The organism is Streptococcus oralis subsp. tigurinus, assembly GCF_002093545.1.
Classification (GTDB): domain Bacteria; phylum Bacillota; class Bacilli; order Lactobacillales; family Streptococcaceae; genus Streptococcus; species Streptococcus oralis_C.
Genome location: NZ_LNVF01000003.1, coordinates 1 through 16905, shown reverse-complemented (window position 1 = coordinate 16905; position 16905 = coordinate 1). Strand labels below are relative to the sequence as shown.

11 protein-coding genes, 2 tRNA genes and 2 rRNA genes are annotated in these 16905 nt (G+C 45.3%); 13 read left to right on the top strand and 2 right to left on the bottom strand.

Going from position 1 to position 16905, the window contains the following annotated elements; translation table 11 throughout:
• The first annotated feature begins 68 nt into the window (after positions 1-68).
• The 3 genes from ATE34_RS05465 to ATE34_RS05455 are packed head-to-tail and all read left to right on the top strand — an operon-like array spanning position 69 to position 2414.
• Positions 69-1199, top strand: a complete 1131-nt coding sequence (locus tag ATE34_RS05465; RefSeq protein ID WP_084911279.1) for an N-acetyldiaminopimelate deacetylase — start codon at positions 69-71, stop codon at positions 1197-1199.
• A gap of 11 nt (positions 1200-1210) precedes the next feature.
• Positions 1211-1750 (top strand): 5-formyltetrahydrofolate cyclo-ligase, encoded by a 540-nt coding sequence (locus tag ATE34_RS05460; RefSeq protein WP_009729480.1) that lies wholly within the window; start codon positions 1211-1213, stop codon positions 1748-1750.
• On the top strand, positions 1734-2414 hold the full coding sequence (locus ATE34_RS05455) for a rhomboid family intramembrane serine protease (protein WP_084911278.1): 681 nt from the start codon (positions 1734-1736) through the stop codon (positions 2412-2414). Before ATE34_RS05460 ends, ATE34_RS05455 begins: the two co-directional genes overlap by 17 nt.
• A 217-nt stretch (positions 2415-2631) precedes the next feature.
• Here ATE34_RS05455 and galU read toward each other — a convergent pair whose 3' ends face one another.
• Complete coding sequence (gene galU / locus ATE34_RS05450; RefSeq protein ID WP_084911277.1) at positions 2632-3531, bottom strand: UTP--glucose-1-phosphate uridylyltransferase GalU; 900 nt, start codon at positions 3529-3531, stop codon at positions 2632-2634.
• 22 nt (positions 3532-3553) lie between these two features.
• Entirely contained in the window at positions 3554-4570 is a 1017-nt protein-coding gene (locus ATE34_RS05445; RefSeq protein ID WP_009729474.1) for an NAD(P)H-dependent glycerol-3-phosphate dehydrogenase, read from the bottom strand.
• Between the two features lie 206 nt (positions 4571-4776).
• Here ATE34_RS05445 and ATE34_RS05440 point away from each other — a divergent pair, with 206 nt between their 5' ends.
• The 10 genes from ATE34_RS05440 to ATE34_RS05390 form a co-directional block, all read left to right on the top strand.
• The gene (locus ATE34_RS05440) at positions 4777-6483 is read left to right on the top strand and encodes an ABC transporter ATP-binding protein (protein ID WP_084911276.1); all 1707 of its coding nucleotides are present in this window, start codon (positions 4777-4779) and stop codon (positions 6481-6483) included.
• Position 6484: 1 nt separating this feature from the next.
• Positions 6485-8251, top strand: coding sequence for an ABC transporter ATP-binding protein (locus tag ATE34_RS05435; RefSeq protein ID WP_084911275.1), 1767 nt, complete (start codon positions 6485-6487; stop codon positions 8249-8251).
• 139 nt (positions 8252-8390) lie between these two features.
• The gene (locus ATE34_RS05430; protein WP_049505384.1) at positions 8391-9080 is read left to right on the top strand and encodes a gamma-glutamyl-gamma-aminobutyrate hydrolase family protein; all 690 of its coding nucleotides are present in this window, start codon (positions 8391-8393) and stop codon (positions 9078-9080) included.
• A gap of 168 nt (positions 9081-9248) precedes the next feature.
• The gene (locus tag ATE34_RS05425; protein WP_084911274.1) at positions 9249-10598 is read left to right on the top strand and encodes a glucose-6-phosphate isomerase; all 1350 of its coding nucleotides are present in this window, start codon (positions 9249-9251) and stop codon (positions 10596-10598) included.
• A 127-nt stretch (positions 10599-10725) separates the two neighbouring features.
• Complete coding sequence (gltX, locus tag ATE34_RS05420; RefSeq protein WP_084911273.1) at positions 10726-12186, top strand: glutamate--tRNA ligase; 1461 nt, start codon at positions 10726-10728, stop codon at positions 12184-12186.
• 12 nt (positions 12187-12198) lie between these two features.
• Positions 12199-12633 carry a cytidine deaminase family protein gene (locus ATE34_RS05415; RefSeq protein ID WP_009729470.1) on the top strand — a complete coding sequence of 145 codons (435 nt, stop codon included), beginning with the start codon at positions 12199-12201 and terminating at the stop codon, positions 12631-12633.
• Positions 12634-12748: 115 nt separating this feature from the next.
• Positions 12749-12820 (top strand) — tRNA-Glu (locus ATE34_RS05410).
• Positions 12821-13050: 230 nt separating this feature from the next.
• Positions 13051-14599: ribosomal RNA gene (locus ATE34_RS05400) — 16S ribosomal RNA — on the top strand.
• Positions 14600-14650: 51 nt separating this feature from the next.
• A tRNA-Ala gene (locus ATE34_RS05395) sits at positions 14651-14723 on the top strand.
• 122 nt (positions 14724-14845) lie between these two features.
• A 23S ribosomal RNA gene (locus ATE34_RS05390) occupies positions 14846-16905 on the top strand; the annotation flags it as partial.

Genomic DNA, 16905 nt, shown 5'->3' with positions numbered 1-16905 from the left:
TTGTAAAAGTAAAAAAAGAGGCGGAATCCTTTTTCCAGCCTCTTTCTGCTATATCGGAGGATAGATAGATGTTAGATTTGATTCAGACTAGACGAGATTTACACCAGATTCCAGAGATTGGCTTGGAGGAGTTCGAGACTCATGCTTATTTGCTGGATGTGATTGAGAAATTGATTGCGGGCAAGGACTTTGTTCAAGTTCGTACTTGGCGAACAGGAATTTTGGTCTATTTGCAGGGAAGTCAGCCGGAGCGGACCATTGGTTGGCGGACAGATATTGATGGCTTGCCTATCGTCGAACAAACAGGCCTGCCTTTTGCTTCTCAACACCAAGGTCGCATGCATGCTTGTGGCCATGATTTTCATATGACTATTGCCTTAGGCTGTCTTGAGCGCGCCCTTGAGGAGCAACCCAAGAATAATCTGCTCTTCCTATTTCAGCCTGCTGAGGAGAATGAAGCCGGTGGTATGCTCATGTATGAGGATGGCGCTTTTGAGGACTGGCTACCAGACCAGTTTTATGGACTCCATGTTCGTCCAGATTTGAAGGTCGGACAGATCGCGACCAATACCCATACACTCTTTGCTGGGACTTGCGAGGTGAAGATCCGTTTCAAAGGCAAAGGTGGCCACGCAGCCTTTCCGCATGAAGCCAATGATGCTTTGGTGGCTGCTAGTTACTTTGTGACCCAGGTGCAGTCAGTGGTCAGCCGCAATGTTAATCCAATCGAGGGAGCAGTGGTGACATTTGGTGTTTTCCAAGCTGGAACCACCAACAATGTCATTACAGACACAGCCTTTTTGCATGGAACTATTCGGGCCTTGACCCAGGACATGAGCCTCTTGGTACAAAAGAGGGTCAAAACAGTTGCAAAAGGAGTTGCAGCAGCCTTTGATATGGAAGTCGAAGTAGAACTCAAGCAAGGAGGCTACCTACCTGTGGAGAACAATCCAGCCTTGGCGCGTGAACTGATGGACTTTTTTGAAGAGAAAGACGGAATCGAGTTGATTGATATCGAACCTGCTATGACAGGTGAGGACTTTGGTTATCTTCTTTCAAAGGTTGATGGGGTTATGTTTTGGCTAGGTATCGACAGTCCTTATGCTCTTCATCATCCTCAGATGAGTCCCAAGGAAGAAGCCCTAGCCATTGGTGTTGAGGCGGTTTCTAGTTTTCTCAAAAAGAAAGCGGCGGAGTAGAGGGCTTAGCTATGAAATCGAAATTACGCAAGCAAGTCTTGCAAGAAATGAAGGCTTTATCTCAAGAACAAAAACAGGCTATGGATCGAGCTTTAACAAAACGATTTTTGAATCACCCCTTTTACCAAGAAGCTAAGACCATCGCAACCTATCTCTCCTTCCCTCATGAATTTCAAACGCAAGAATTGATCGAGCAGGCGCTGAAGGATGGCAAAAAAGTTCTGATACCCAAAACCTATCCCAAGGGGCGAATGGAGTTTGTGGTCTATCATCCGCAGCAGTTGGTAAAAACTTCCTTTGGCTTACTGGAACCGCAAGGGAACATGGAAGTGGTGGATGCCTCTCAGATTGATTTAATTCATGTTCCGGGCTTGGCTTTTACAACAGAGGGCTATCGGATTGGATATGGTGGAGGCTACTACGACCGCTATCTGGAACATTTTGTTGGGCAGAGCCTGAGTACAATCTATCCTTGTCAGGTTCAGGAGTTTAACTTGGAAGACCATGATATTCCCGTCCAGGAGGTGCTAATCTATGAAGGAAATCTTTGATAAACGCTATCCTGTGACTAGTTTCTTCCTCCTAGTAACGGCATTGGTATTTCTTTTGATGTTGGTTCTTACAGGTTTAAATTTTGAACGAGCAGATACCTTACTTCAGTTTGGAGCTATGTATGGACCAATAATTCGCCTGTTCCCTGAGCAGATTTGGCGCCTTTTTTCGGCTATATTTGTGCATATTGGATGGGAGCATTTCATTGTCAATATGATTTCGCTCTACTTTCTTGGACGACAAGTGGAGGAGATTTTCGGTTCTAAGCAGTTCTTCTTTCTCTATCTCTTATCAGGAATGATGGGCAATCTCTTTGTTTTTGCTTTCACACCGAAAGTCCTAGCAGCAGGGGCCTCCACTTCTCTTTACGGACTATTTGCTGCGATTATCGTCTTGCGTTACGCAACTCGCAACCCCTATATCCAGCAGTTGGGGCAATCCTATCTGACACTTTTTGTGGTTAACATTATTGGAAGTGTTCTGATTCCAGGAATCAGCCTAGCAGGCCATATCGGAGGTGCAGTCGGTGGAGCATTTCTAGCAGTCATTTTTCCAGTCAAATGGGAAAAAAGAATGTATAGCACCAGCCAGCGAATAGGAGCAACTGTACTTTTTATTGCACTAGCCGTTTTCCTTTTCTACAAAGGAATGAGTTATGTGTAGGGGGGATAGTTAAAAAGCTACTCAAAAAATGAGTAGCTTTTTATGTAGATTGGAACCATTCGAAACAACACAGCAAGTTAAAATAAGGCTTTGTCCGTGCACAACTTGAAAAAGCGAGCACCGATTCGGTTGCTAATAAGTCATCTGCAAAGATGGCTTTTTTGTTGCAAGCTTCAACAAAAAAACAAAGCCCTTATTTAAGAGCTTTGTTTTTCTTCTATTCCCCCTCAGCTAACTCTTTTCCGAGTTGGATGAGGTAGTCTTTCAAGTCGTCTTTGACTTGGGGGTGCCTTAGTGCGTAATCAATAGATGTTTTCATAAAGCCAAACTTGTCTCCAACATCATAACGAGCGCCCTTGAATTCACGAGCGAAAACACGCTGTGTTTTGTTAAGGGTGTCAATTGCATCGGTAAGCTGGATTTCATTGCCAGCACCTGGTTTTTGGTGTTCCAAGATTTGGAAAATTTCAGGTGTGAGGAGGTAACGCCCGATAATAGCAAGGTCGCTAGGAGCATCCTCTGGCGCTGGTTTTTCAATGAAGGTTTCAACGCTGTAAAGGCCGTCTTTTCCTTCGCCTTGCGGAGCAATAACCCCGTAAGCAGATACTTCGTCATGAGGGACTGGCATAACAGCGATAGTAGACGCGTGGGTACGCTCGTAGTCATCCATGAGTTGTTTGGTAAGTGGAATAGCCTTCTCGTTGGTGATATCCATCAAGTCATCACCAAGCATAACGATAAAGGGTTCATTTCCAACGAAAGCCTTGGCTTGCAAAACGGCATCGCCGAGACCACGTGGATGCGTTTGGCGGATAAAATGTAGGCGCATGCCAGTTGTTTCATCAACTAGCTTTAAAAGATCTGTTTTCCCTTTTTCTTTGAGGTTGTATTCCAATTCGAAGTTTGAGTCGAAGTGGTCCTCAATGGAACGTTTTGACTTACCAGTAACAACCAAAATGTCTTCGATACCAGATTTGAGGGCTTCTTCAACGATAAACTGGATAGTTGGCTTATCTACGATTGGTAACATTTCCTTGGCCAAGGCCTTAGTTGCTGGGAGGAAACGAGTCCCCAATCCAGCGGCAGGGATGACTGCTTTTCTGACTTTTTGTTTCATAAATGTTCCTTTCTATAAAGGTCTATGACCATTCGTTTTCTGCTTTAAATTCATTACTCATGATGTCGTTGATTGCTTCTTTGATATTGACACCTTCGTAGATAACTCGGTAAATAGCCTGTGTGATTGGCATGTAGACACCCAATTCCTGAGCCAGTTCGTGAGCTGCTCGAGTTGTTGAAATGCCTTCAATGACCATGCCCATGTTTGCTTCGATGTCTGCGAGGGATTCTCCACGGCCAAGAGCATTACCGGCCCTCCAGTTACGAGAGTGGACAGATGTTCCCGTTACAATCAAATCCCCAACTCCAGAAAGCCCGCTATAAGTTAGAGGATTTGCCCCAAGAGCGACTCCTAGACGGGTGATTTCTGTCAAGCCACGTGCGATGATGGCCGCCTTGGCATTGTCGCCAAACCCTAGACCATGTAGTGCGCCAGCGCCAACTGCGATGATATTTTTAAGAGCACCAGCGGTTTCAACCCCGATAACATCCGTATTAGTATAGAGACGGAAGTAGTGATTGCTAAAGAGATTTTGAACGTACTGAGCAGTTTCGAGGTCTTTAGAGGCTGCTGTAATCAAGGTAATATCCCGTACAATAGTTTCCTCAGCATGGCTCGGCCCTGAAACAACGACGATATCACTGCGAAGGTCAGCTGGGATTTCCTCCTCAAGAATGGTTGATAGACGTTTGTGGCTATCTGGTTCCAATCCTTTGGAGGCATGCATGATGACAACCTTGTGATCAAGCACCTTTGCTACTTGTTGGGCAACCAGTCTCGTCACTTTTGTTGGGACCACAAATAAAACAGCATCCACATCCTTTAGTGTTTCTTCCAAGTCATGATAGGCTTTGATCTTTTCGTCGAGTAGGATATCTTTGAAGTAGCGTTTGTTTGTATGTTGGTTATTGATTTCATCAATTTGGTCAGAAATATTTCCCCAAATTCGAACTTCGTGTCCATTGTCGTTTAGGACCTGCGAAAGGGCGGTCCCCCAAGAACCAGGACCCAAGACAGCGATGGTTTGTTTCTTCATCTTTTCCTCCTTGTAAGAGTTCTTCCTTTCATTTTACCATAAAAAGCCTTTTCATGCATCACCTGTATATGAAAGCGCACTAATTTATAATAAGGAGACTTCTTTGACAAGATTCCTCTTTTTTGCTAGAATAGCATCAATATGAACGAATGGGAAGGAGCTGACGCAGGATGTCGCTCCCTTTATCTATTTTATTAGGAGGAAATATGCTCATTAAAAAAATAAAAACCTATAAATGGCAGGCCTTGGCATCCCTAGTGATGACAGGCTTGATGGTTGCGAGCTCGCTCTTGCAACCGCGCTATTTGCAAGAGGTGTTAGAGGCTTTGTTGGCCGGTCAACATGAGGCTATTTATAGTATTGGCGCTTGGCTGATAGGAGTAGCCCTAGTGGGGCTGGTTGCAGGTGGGGTCAATGTGACACTTGCAGCCTACATTGCTCAAGGAGTGTCTTCGGATCTTCGGGAAGACGCCTTTCGAAAAATCCAGACTTTTTCTTATGCCAATATCGAGCAATTCAATGCCGGCAACCTTGTCGTCCGTATGACCAATGATATCAACCAAATTCAGAATGTGGTGATGATGGCTTTTCAAATCCTCTTCCGTCTCCCTCTTCTCTTCATCGGTTCCTTTATTTTGGCGGTCCACACTCTCCCGTCACTTTGGTGGGTGATTGTCCTTATGGTGCTCCTAATCTTTGCACTTACAGCCATTATGATGGGGATGATGGGGCCGCGATTTGCTAAGTTTCAAACCCTTCTTGAGCGGATCAATGCTATTGCTAAAGAAAATCTACGTGGTGTGCGTGTGGTCAAATCCTTTGTGCAGGAAAAAGAGCAGTTTGCCAAGTTTACCGAAGTCTCAGATGAGCTTCTCGGTCAAAATCTCTATATCGGCTACGCCTTCTCTGTAGTGGAACCCTTCATGATGCTAGTCGGCTATGGGGCGGTCTTTCTCTCTATCTGGTTGGTGGCTGGAATGGCTCAGTCAGATCCGTCTGTAGTGGGCTCTGTTGCTTCCTTTATCAACTATCTCAGCCAAATCATCTTCACTATTATCATGGTTGGTTTTTTGGGAAATTCTGTCAGCCGTGCCATGATTTCCTTACGTCGTATCCGTGAGATTCTAGATACCGAGCCAGCGATGACTTTTAAGGACCTCCCAGATGAGGAGTTGGAAGGAAGTCTCTCTTTTGAAAATGTAACCTTTACCTATCCCAATGATGACGAACCTATGCTGAAGAATGTAAGCTTTGATATTGCGCCTGGTCAGATGGTCGGTGTGGTTGGAGCAACTGGAGCAGGGAAGTCCACCTTGGCTCAGTTAATTCCACGACTGTTTGATCCACAGGAGGGCTCTATTAAGATTGGTGGCAAGGATATTCAAGACGTCAGCGAGGGAACCTTGCGTAAAACAGTTTCCATCGTCTTGCAACGTGCTATTCTTTTTAGTGGAACCATTGCAGATAATCTCCGTCAAGGAAAAGGCAATGCCAGCGCTTCCGAATTGGAACGTGCAGCACAAATCGCTCAAGCCAGCGAATTTATCGGACGCATGGAAAACAAATTTGAGAGTCAGGTCGAGGAACGTGGCACCAATTTTTCTGGTGGACAAAAGCAACGGATGTCCATTGCCCGTGGGATTGTCAGCAATCCCCGTATCCTGATTTTTGACGATTCGACTTCGGCATTGGATGCTAAGTCAGAAAGACTCGTACAGGAAGCTTTGAACAATGATCTGAAAGGGACAACAACCATTATCATCGCTCAAAAGATTAGTTCAGTCGTCCATGCGGACAAGATTTTGGTCTTGGATCAAGGGCGTTTGATTGGAGAAGGACGGCATGCAGACTTGGTAGCTAACAATGCCGTCTACCGCGAAATCTACGAAACACAAAAGGGAAAGGAGGAATAAAATGAAAACCGTTCGATTTTTCTGGAATTATTTTAAAGTTTACAAGTTCTCCTTTGTCATTGTGATTCTGATGGTTGCGATTGCGACAATTGCCCAAGCCCTCTTCCCTGTTTTTTCAGGTCAAGCAGTAACAGAGCTCGCTAACCTAGTTCTAGCTTATCAAAACGGAACTTCCGAACTAGCCTGGCAGAGTTTATCAGCTCTGATGCTGAATCTAGCTCTGGTTGTCCTCGCCTTAGTGGTATCCAGTTTGATTTACATGACCTTTATGACTCGTGTGATTGCTGAGTCAACAAATGAGATGCGTAAGGGCCTTTTTGGTAAACTTTCCCGTTTGACGGTTTCTTTCTTTGACCGCCATCAGGATGGTGATATCCTTTCTCGCTTCACGAGTGACTTGGATAATATCCTTCAAGCCTTCAATGAAAGCCTAGTTCAGGTTATGAGCAATATTGCTCTTTACATTGGTTTAATTTTTGTCATGTTTTCAAAAAATGTGACGCTAGCCCTGATAACAGTAGCCAGCACCCCGGTGGCCTTTCTCATGTTGATCTTCATCGTGAAAATGGCCCGCAAGTACACTAATCTCCAGCAAAAAGAGGTTGGGAAACTCAACGCCTACATGGACGAGAGTATTTCTGGACAGAAAGCTGTTATCGTACAAGGAATTCAAGACGACATCGTAGCAGGCTTTGTGGAGCAAAATGAGCGCGTGCGCAAGGCAACCTTTAAAGGGAGAATGTTCTCAGGAATCCTCTTTCCTGTTATGAATGGGATGAGCCTGGTCAATACGGCCATCGTCATTTTTGCAGGTTCGGCTGTCTTGCTGAACGATCCAAGTATCGAAACAACAACAGCCCTAGGTTTGATTGTCATGTTTACCCAATTTTCTCAGCAGTACTACCAGCCGATTATTCAGGTGGCTGCGAGTTGGGGGAGCCTCCAGTTGGCCTTTACTGGAGCGGATCGTATCCAAGAAATGTTCGATGCAGAAGAAGAGATTCGCCCGCAAAATGCACCAGCCTTTACGGAATTGCGAGAAGGTGTTGAAATCAGTCATATTGATTTCTCTTATTTACCCGACAAGCCGATTTTGAAAGATGTTAGCATTTCAGCTCCTAAGGGGCAGATGATAGCAGTTGTCGGTCCGACTGGCTCAGGGAAGACGACCATCATGAACCTCATCAATCGTTTCTACGATGTAGATGCAGGTAGTATTTCCTTTGATGGCAAAGACATCCGTGACTACGACTTGGATAGTCTGCGGAGCAAGGTCGGGATTGTCTTGCAGGATTCGGTCTTGTTTAGTGGAACGATCCGAGACAATATCCGCTTTGGTGTGCCAGATGCCAGTCAGGAAATGGTCGAAGCAGCTGCCAAGGCAACTCATATTCATGACTATATCGAAAGCTTGCCTGACAAGTATGATACCCTTATTGATGATGAGCAAAATATCTTCTCGACTGGGCAGAAACAATTGATCTCCATCGCTCGGACCTTGATGACAGATCCTCAAGTCCTAATTTTAGATGAAGCGACTTCCAATGTGGATACCGTAACAGAAAGCAAGATTCAACATGCCATGGAGGCGGTTGTAGCAGGACGAACCAGTTTTGTCATTGCCCATCGTCTCAAGACCATCCTCAATGCCGATCAGATTATTGTCCTCAAAGATGGAGAGGTTATTGAACGTGGAAATCATCACGAGTTGCTCAAACTCGGCGGTTTCTACTCGGAACTGTATCACAATCAATTTGTCTTCGAATAAAAAAGAAGTTGTCCTCGTTGGGCAGCTTTTTCTTGTCCATAAAAAATACTTATCACGGTCTTTAAAAAAACATATTAGACAGGAAAGGGTTGGAGTGATAAGATAAGACTGTCGCAAGAAAATCGAAAGGAGACACATCATGGCTAGAACGGTTGTAGGAGTTGCTGCAAATCTATGTCCTGTAGATGCAGAAGGGAAAAACATTCACTCATCTGTATCCTGTAAATTTGCAGAGAGCATTCGTCAAGTCGGAGGTCTCCCTTTAGTGATTCCTGTAGGGGATGAGTCCATTGTGCGCGATTATGTAGAAATGATCGACAAACTCATCTTGACAGGTGGACAAAATGTCCATCCTCAGTTTTATGGAGAGAAAAAAACCATTGAGAGCGATGATTACAACCTTGTACGCGATGAGTTTGAACTAGCTCTCCTGAAAGAAGCGCTCCGTCAGAATAAACCAATTATGGCAATCTGTCGTGGTGTTCAGCTGGTCAATGTTGCTTTTGGCGGCACCCTCCACCAAGAAATTGAGGGGCATTGGCAAGGTTTGCCTTTCGGGACCTCTCATTCGATTGAAACAGTAGAAGGAAGCGTTGTTGCTAAGTTGTTCGGCAAAGAAAGCCAAGTCAACTCAGTCCATCGACAAAGTATCAAAGACCTAGCACCTAATTTCCGTGTGACAGCTATTGATCCAAGAGACCAGACCATTGAAGCGATTGAGTCTATCGACGAGCACCGTATCATCGGTTTGCAGTGGCATCCAGAGTTTCTGGTCAATGAAGAAGACGGCAATTTAGAACTATTTGAGTATTTATTAAATGAATTGTAACGGTTAGAATATCTAGCCGTTTTTATTCGTCCTTTCAGATTTTTTGTATTTTAGCGTTTTTACGCAAACGTTTGAATTCTGATAAAAATTGGGCAAATTCAATAAAAAAACTTGAAAAAATCGAAGGTAAGCGTTATGATAGAAAAGAAGAAATATTGGAGGAATATCATGTCACATATTAAATTTGACTATTCAAAAGTTTTGGACAAATTTGTTGCCCCACATGAAGTGGAATACATGCAATCACAAGTAACAGCAGCAGACGAATTGATCCGCAAAGGAACTGGTGCTGGTAGCGATTTTTTGGGTTGGTTGGACCTTCCTGAAAACTACGACCGCGAAGAATTCGACCGCATCTTGAAAGCTGCTGAGCAAATCAAGTCAGATAGCGATGTCTTGGTTGTAATCGGTATCGGTGGATCATACCTTGGTGCCAAAGCAGCTATTGACTTCTTGAACCACCACTTTGCTAACTTACAAACAAAAGAAGAGCGTAAAGCGCCACAAATCCTTTACGCTGGAAACTCAATTTCATCTACTTACCTTGCTGACTTGGTAGAGTACGTTGCAGATAAAGACTTCTCAGTAAACGTGATTTCTAAATCAGGTACAACAACTGAACCAGCCATCGCTTTCCGTGTCTTCAAAGAACTCTTGGTTAAGAAATACGGTCAAGAAGAAGCCAACAAACGTATCTACGCTACAACTGACCGCCAAAAAGGTGCTGTTAAGGTTGAAGCAGACGCTAACGGTTGGGAAACATTTGTTGTTCCAGATGACATCGGTGGACGCTTCTCAGTCTTGACAGCAGTTGGTTTGCTTCCAATCGCTGCATCAGGAGCTGACATCAAAGCCCTTATGGAAGGTGCGAATGCAGCTCGTAAAGACTACACTTCAGACAAGATTGCTGAAAATGAAGCTTATCAATACGCAGTAGTTCGTAACATCCTTTACCGCAAAGGCTACGCTACTGAAATCTTGGTAAACTACGAGCCATCACTTCAATACTTCTCAGAATGGTGGAAACAATTGGCTGGTGAGTCAGAAGGGAAAGACCAAAAAGGTATTTACCCAACTTCAGCAAACTTCTCAACTGACTTGCACTCATTGGGTCAATTTATCCAAGAAGGAACTCGTATCATGTTTGAAACAGTTGTTCGTGTTGACAAACCACGTAAGAACGTGATCATTCCTACTTTGGAAGAAGACCTTGACGGACTTGGTTACCTTCAAGGAAAAGACGTTGACTTTGTAAACAAAAAAGCAACTGACGGTGTTCTTCTTGCCCACACAGACGGTGATGTACCAAACATGTACGTAACCCTTCCAGAGCAAGATGCCTTCACTCTTGGCTACACGATCTACTTCTTCGAATTGGCTATCGCCCTTTCAGGTTACTTGAATGCCATCAACCCATTTGACCAACCAGGTGTTGAAGCATACAAACGCAACATGTTTGCCCTTCTTGGAAAACCAGGATTTGAAGAATTGAGCAAAGAGCTTAACGCACGTCTATAATAAAAGAAAAGAGTGGCCTGACCACTCTTTTTACTCTCTTTATCCGTAGAAATTGGACTCAGGCGAGACTTGTGATATAATATAGAAAGCAAAAAGGCAGACGCCTAGAGACTTTATAGGAGAAACTATGTCAAAAGATATCCGCGTACGCTACGCACCAAGTCCAACAGGACTACTACACATCGGAAATGCCCGTACAGCATTGTTTAACTACCTTTACGCACGCCATCATGGTGGAACTTTTATCATTCGTATCGAAGATACTGACCGTAAACGCCATGTTGAGGATGGAGAACGTTCACAGCTTGAAAATCTTCGTTGGTTAGGAATGGATTGGGATGAAAGTCCAGAAACTCATGAAAACTATCGCCAGTCAGAGCGTTTGGAACTCTATCAAAAATACATCGACCAATTGCTAGCTGAAGGAAAAGCCTACAAATCTTACGTTACAGAAGAAGAGTTGGCAGCTGAGCGCGAACGCCAAGAAGCAGCTGGCGAAACACCACGCTACATCAATGAATATCTTGGCATGAGCGAAGAAGAAAAGGCGGCTTACATTGCAGAACGTGAAGCAGCTGGTATCATCCCAACTGTCCGTTTGGCTGTCAATGAGTCTGGTATCTACAAATGGCACGATATGGTCAAAGGTGATATCGAGTTTGAAGGTGGCAATATCGGTGGTGACTGGGTTGTCCAAAAGAAAGACGGTTACCCAACTTACAACTTTGCCGTTGTTATCGATGACCACGATATGCAAATTTCTCATGTTATCCGTGGAGATGACCACATCGCCAACACACCCAAACAGCTTATGGTTTATGAAGCACTGGGCTGGGAAGCTCCAGAGTTTGGTCACATGACTTTGATTATCAACTCTGAAACGGGTAAAAAGTTGTCTAAACGCGATACCAACACCCTCCAATTTATCGAAGATTATCGTAAGAAAGGCTATTTGCCAGAAGCAGTCTTTAACTTTATCGCTCTTCTTGGTTGGAACCCAGGTGGTGAAGATGAAATTTTCTCACGTGAGGAATTGATTAAACTCTTTGATGAAAATCGTCTCAGCAAGTCACCAGCAGCCTTCGATCAGAAGAAACTAGACTGGATGAGCAACGACTACATCAAGAGAGCCGATCTAGCTACTATCTTTGAAATGGCCAAACCATACTTAGAAGAAGCAGGACGTTTAACTGACAAGTCTGAAAAAATGGTGGAACTCTACAAGCCACAAATGAAGTCAGTGGACGAAATTGTTCCGTTGACAGATCTTTTCTTTGCAGATTTCCCAGAGTTGACAGATGCTGAGCGCGAGGTTATGGCAGGAGAAACCGTTCCGGTTGTTCTAGAAGCCTTCAAAGCGAAACTAGAATCAATGACAGATAAGGAATTTGTGACAGAAAACATCTTCCCACAAATCAAAGCAGTTCAAAAAGAAACAGGCATTAAAGGAAAAAACCTCTTCATGCCTATTCGTATTGCTGTATCAGGTGAAATGCATGGACCAGAACTTCCAGATACGATTTACCTATTAGGTCGTGAAAAATCTATCCAGCATATCGAGAACATGCTCAAAGAGATTTCTAAATAAAAAGGACTGCAGATGGATACATGGGAAAAGATGTACGAAGAAGCACGAACCTTATACAATCCTCATGAAGTTTCTGACTTTGTTTATGCTAACCATGTCGTTGCCGCAGTAGAAGCAGAAGATGGTCAGATATTCACAGGATTTTGTATGGAGGGCACTTGTGGCGTTTTTCATCTCTGCGCAGAACGAGCAGCTCTCTTCAATATGTATCAATTTTCAGGACAAACTAAACTTAAGAAAATCCTCGCCTTTCGAGATAAACCTCCCTACGGCGAAGGATCCGGTATGCCCTGTGGCGCATGCAGAGAATTTCTCTTAGAATTGAATGCTGAAAATAAAGAAGCAGAGTTCATGATGAACTACGAAACAAGAAAAACAATCAAAGTTGCCGAGTTGATCCCATACTGGTGGGGAGAGGAACGTGCGACTAATTGGCAAGATAAATAGAAGGAGCCAGTTTTACTGGCTCTCTTCCCTTATTTTTTCAGAATTTTGATAAAGAGGAAAAAAGTTCTTGACAAAGGAGGAAAAGTAGGTATAATAGAAAGAGTTGAAAAGCTCAGGTCCGTTGGTCAAGGGGTTAAGACACCGCCTTTTCACGGCGGTAACACGGGTTCGAATCCCGTACGGACTATGTGTATATCACGGTAAAAAAACTTGAAAAAAAGTTTCAAAAAAGTGTTGACAGAGACAGAGAGCTGTGATATACTAATATAGTTGCCGCTTGAGAGAGATTGAGTGACAAAGACCTTTGAAAACTGAACAAGACGAACCAATGTGCAGGGCACTATAACTAAGGTTATAGTACTGAACAATGAAAAACAATAAATCTGTCAGTGACAGAAATGAGTGAGAACTCAAACTTTTAATGAGAGTTTGATCCTGGCTCAGGACGAACGCTGGCGGCGTGCCTAATACATGCAAGTAGAACGCTGAAGAGAGGAGCTTGCTCTTCTTGGATGAGTTGCGAACGGGTGAGTAACGCGTAGGTAACCTGCCTGGTAGCGGGGGATAACTATTGGAAACGATAGCTAATACCGCATAAAATGGATTATCGCATGATAATTCATTGAAAGGTGCAAATGCATCACTACCAGATGGACCTGCGTTGTATTAGCTAGTTGGTGGGGTAACGGCTCACCAAGGCGACGATACATAGCCGACCTGAGAGGGTGATCGGCCACACTGGGACTGAGACACGGCCCAGACTCCTACGGGAGGCAGCAGTAGGGAATCTTCGGCAATGGACGGAAGTCTGACCGAGCAACGCCGCGTGAGTGAAGAAGGTTTTCGGATCGTAAAGCTCTGTTGTAAGAGAAGAACGAGTGTGAGAGTGGAAAGTTCACACTGTGACGGTATCTTACCAGAAAGGGACGGCTAACTACGTGCCAGCAGCCGCGGTAATACGTAGGTCCCGAGCGTTGTCCGGATTTATTGGGCGTAAAGCGAGCGCAGGCGGTTAGATAAGTCTGAAGTTAAAGGCTGTGGCTTAACCATAGTACGCTTTGGAAACTGTTTAACTTGAGTGCAAGAGGGGAGAGTGGAATTCCATGTGTAGCGGTGAAATGCGTAGATATATGGAGGAACACCGGTGGCGAAAGCGGCTCTCTGGCTTGTAACTGACGCTGAGGCTCGAAAGCGTGGGGAGCAAACAGGATTAGATACCCTGGTAGTCCACGCCGTAAACGATGAGTGCTAGGTGTTAGACCCTTTCCGGGGTTTAGTGCCGCAGCTAACGCATTAAGCACTCCGCCTGGGGAGTACGACCGCAAGGTTGAAACTCAAAGGAATTGACGGGGGCCCGCACAAGCGGTGGAGCATGTGGTTTAATTCGAAGCAACGCGAAGAACCTTACCAGGTCTTGACATCCCTCTGACCGCTCTAGAGATAGAGTTTTCCTTCGGGACAGAGGTGACAGGTGGTGCATGGTTGTCGTCAGCTCGTGTCGTGAGATGTTGGGTTAAGTCCCGCAACGAGCGCAACCCCTATTGTTAGTTGCCATCATTCAGTTGGGCACTCTAGCGAGACTGCCGGTAATAAACCGGAGGAAGGTGGGGATGACGTCAAATCATCATGCCCCTTATGACCTGGGCTACACACGTGCTACAATGGCTGGTACAACGAGTCGCAAGCCGGTGACGGCAAGCTAATCTCTTAAAGCCAGTCTCAGTTCGGATTGTAGGCTGCAACTCGCCTACATGAAGTCGGAATCGCTAGTAATCGCGGATCAGCACGCCGCGGTGAATACGTTCCCGGGCCTTGTACACACCGCCCGTCACACCACGAGAGTTTGTAACACCCGAAGTCGGTGAGGTAACCTTTTAGGAGCCAGCCGCCTAAGGTGGGATAGATGATTGGGGTGAAGTCGTAACAAGGTAGCCGTATCGGAAGGTGCGGCTGGATCACCTCCTTTCTAAGGATAAGGAACTGCACATTGGTCTTGTTTAGTCTTGAGAGGTCTTGTGGGGCCTTAGCTCAGCTGGGAGAGCGCCTGCTTTGCACGCAGGAGGTCAGCGGTTCGATCCCGCTAGGCTCCATTGGTGAGAGATCACCAAGTAATGCACATTGAAAATTGAATATCTATATCAAATAGTAACAAGAAAATAAACCGAAACGCTGTAGTATTAAAAGAGTTTATGACTGAAAGGTCAGAAAATAAGGTTAAGTTAATAAGGGCGCACGGTGGATGCCTTGGCACTAGGAGCCGAAGAAGGACGTGACAAACGACGATATGCCTTGGGTAGCTGTAAGTAAGCGATGATCCAGGGATTTCCGAATGGGGGAACCCAACAGGTACTACCTGTTACCCATATCTGTTAAGGATGTGAGGAGGAAGACGCAGTGAACTGAAACATCTAAGTAGCTGCAGGAAGAGAAAGCAAAAGCGATTGCCTTAGTAGCGGCGAGCGAAACGGCAGGAGGGCAAACCGAAGAGTTTACTCTTCGGGGTTGTAGGACTGCAAAGTGGACTCAAAGATTATAGAAGAATGATTTGGGAAGATCAGCCAAAGAGAGTAATAGCCTCGTATTTAAAATAGTCTTTGTACCTAGCAGTATCCTGAGTACGGCGGGACACGAGAAATCCCGTCGGAATCTGGGAGGACCATCTCCCAACCCTAAATACTCCCTAGTGACCGATAGTGAACCAGTACCGTGAGGGAAAGGTGAAAAGCACCCCGGGAGGGGAGTGAAATAGAACCTGAAACCGTGTGCCTACAACAAGTTCGAGCCCGTTAATGGGTGAGAGCGTGCCTTTTGTAGAATGAACCGGCGAGTTACGATATGATGCGAGGTTAAGTTGAAGAGACGGAGCCGCAGGGAAACCGAGTCTGAATAGGGCGCATTAGTATCATGTCGTAGACCCGAAACCATGTGACCTACCCATGAGCAGGTTGAAGGTGCGGTAAGACGCACTGGAGGACCGAACCAGGGCACGTTGAAAAGTGCTTGGATGACTTGTGGGTAGCGGAGAAATTCCAAACGAACTTGGAGATAGCTGGTTCTCTCCGAAATAGCTTTAGGGCTAGCGTCGACATTAGAGATTCTTGGAGGTAGAGCACTGTTTGGGTGAGGGGTCCATCCCGGATTACCAATCTCAGATAAACTCCGAATGCCAAAGAATTATGGTCGGCAGTCAGACTGCGAGTGCTAAGATCCGTAGTCGAAAGGGAAACAGCCCAGACCACCAGCTAAGGTCCCAAAATAATTGTTAAGTGGAAAAGGATGTGGGGTTGCACAGACAACTAGGATGTTAGCTTAGAAGCAGCTATTCATTCAAAGAGTGCGTAATAGCTCACTAGTCGAGTGACCCTGCGCCGAAAATGTACCGGGGCTAAAACAATTTACCGAAGCTGTGGATACCTTTATAGGTATGGTAGGAGAGCGTTCTATGTGTGGAGAAGGTGTACCGTGAGGAGCGCTGGAACGCATAGAAGTGAGAATGCCGGTATGAGTAGCGAAAGACAGGTGAGAATCCTGTCCACCGTAAGACTAAGGTTTCCAGGGGAAGGCTCGTCCGCCCTGGGTTAGTCGGGACCTAAGGAGAGACCGAAAGGTGTATCCGATGGACAACAGGTTGATATTCCTGTACTAGAGTATGTAGTGATGGAGGGACGCAGTAGGCTAACTAAAGCAGACGAATGGAAGTGTCTGTCTAAGCAGTGAGGTGTGAATTGAGTCAAATGCTTAATTCTATAACATTGAGCTGTGATGGGGAGCGAAGTTTAGTAGCGAAGTTAGTGACGTCACACTGCCAAGAAAAGCTTCTAGCGTTAAACATACTCTACCCGTACCGCAAACCGACACAGGTAGTCGAGGCGAGTAGCCTCAGGTGAGCGAGAGAACTCTCGTTAAGGAACTCGGCAAAATGACCCCGTAACTTCGGGAGAAGGGGTGCTGACTTTAGGTCAGCCGCAGTGAATAGGCCCAAGCAACTGTTTATCAAAAACACAGCTCTCTGCTAAATCGTAAGATGATGTATAGGGGGTGACGCCTGCCCGGTGCTGGAAGGTTAAGAGGAGTGCTTAGAGGTAACTCGAAGGTATGAATTGAAGCCCCAGTAAACGGCGGCCGTAACTATAACGGTCCTAAGGTAGCGAAATTCCTTGTCGGGTAAGTTCCGACCCGCACGAAAGGCGTAATGATTTGGGCACTGTCTCAACGAGAGACTCGGTGAAATTTTAGTACCTGTGAAGATGCAGGTTACCCGCGACAGGACGG

What these genes read in the sequence shown, in the direction of transcription:
- ATE34_RS05465 (WP_084911279.1), top strand. Translation starts at nt 69, where the DNA reads ATGTTAGATTTGATTCAGACTAGACGAGATTTACACCAGATTCCAGAG.
- ATE34_RS05460 (WP_009729480.1), top strand. Translation starts at nt 1,211, where the DNA reads ATGAAATCGAAATTACGCAAGCAAGTCTTGCAAGAAATGAAGGCTTTA.
- ATE34_RS05455 (WP_084911278.1), top strand. Translation starts at nt 1,734, where the DNA reads ATGAAGGAAATCTTTGATAAACGCTATCCTGTGACTAGTTTCTTCCTC.
- galU (WP_084911277.1), bottom strand. Translation starts at nt 3,531, where the DNA reads ATGAAACAAAAAGTCAGAAAAGCAGTCATCCCTGCCGCTGGATTGGGG.
- ATE34_RS05445 (WP_009729474.1), bottom strand. Translation starts at nt 4,570, where the DNA reads ATGAAGAAACAAACCATCGCTGTCTTGGGTCCTGGTTCTTGGGGGACC.
- ATE34_RS05440 (WP_084911276.1), top strand. Translation starts at nt 4,777, where the DNA reads ATGCTCATTAAAAAAATAAAAACCTATAAATGGCAGGCCTTGGCATCC.
- ATE34_RS05435 (WP_084911275.1), top strand. Translation starts at nt 6,485, where the DNA reads ATGAAAACCGTTCGATTTTTCTGGAATTATTTTAAAGTTTACAAGTTC.
- ATE34_RS05430 (WP_049505384.1), top strand. Translation starts at nt 8,391, where the DNA reads ATGGCTAGAACGGTTGTAGGAGTTGCTGCAAATCTATGTCCTGTAGAT.
- ATE34_RS05425 (WP_084911274.1), top strand. Translation starts at nt 9,249, where the DNA reads ATGTCACATATTAAATTTGACTATTCAAAAGTTTTGGACAAATTTGTT.
- gltX (WP_084911273.1), top strand. Translation starts at nt 10,726, where the DNA reads ATGTCAAAAGATATCCGCGTACGCTACGCACCAAGTCCAACAGGACTA.
- ATE34_RS05415 (WP_009729470.1), top strand. Translation starts at nt 12,199, where the DNA reads ATGGATACATGGGAAAAGATGTACGAAGAAGCACGAACCTTATACAAT.